Source organism: Pseudomonas sp. MF6776, from assembly GCF_016613125.1.
Taxonomy (GTDB): domain Bacteria; phylum Pseudomonadota; class Gammaproteobacteria; order Pseudomonadales; family Pseudomonadaceae; genus Aquipseudomonas; species Aquipseudomonas iridis.
Genome location: NZ_JAENSQ010000106.1, coordinates 1 through 618, shown reverse-complemented (window position 1 = coordinate 618; position 618 = coordinate 1). Strand labels below are relative to the sequence as shown.

General features: G+C 58.1%; 1 protein-coding gene. It reads left to right on the top strand.

Translation table 11 applies throughout. From position 1 onward, the window contains the following. A partial coding sequence (locus tag JJD74_RS30635) for an integrase core domain-containing protein (RefSeq protein WP_200618109.1) occupies window positions 1-578 on the top strand: 578 nt, incomplete at its 5' end. Window positions 579-618: the final 40 nt, after the last annotated feature.

Below are 618 nucleotides of genomic sequence, written 5' to 3'. Positions count from 1 at the left end.
ACCTCTATCTGATCGAGGATATTTACAGCCGCAAGGCCGTGGGCTGGGAGGTCTACGACGCGGAAAGCGGTGAAAAAGCCGCCGCGCTGCTGCAACGCAGCGTGATCGGTGAGCAGTGTTTACACGAACCGCTGGTGCTGCACTCGGACAACGGAGCGCCGATGAAATCGGTGACGCTGCTGAGCAAGATGTACGACCTGGGCATCACGCCTTCGCGGGGCCGACCGCGTGTGAGCAACGACAATCCCTACTCGGAGTCGCTGTTTAGAACGCTGAAATACTGCCCGCAATGGCCGCTGGATGGTTTTGCCAGTCTGGATGCTGCTCGGGCTTGGGTGAGGAATTTTATGCGGTGGTACAACAACGAGCACCGACATAGCCGCATCCGGTTCGTCACACCGGCTGAGCGGCATCGAGGGCTGGACCATCAGGTCTTGGCCCGGCGACATGAGTTGTACGAACGAGCCAAGGAAAACAAACCGGAGCGGTGGTCAGGCCGGACGCGTAACTGGGAACCGATCGGCACCGTGTTGTTGAACCCGGATCGAGAGCAACAGAACGAGAAAATGGCGGCATAGTTAGACGGTTGACGCGACAACTACCTTGAAAAATGCCGAT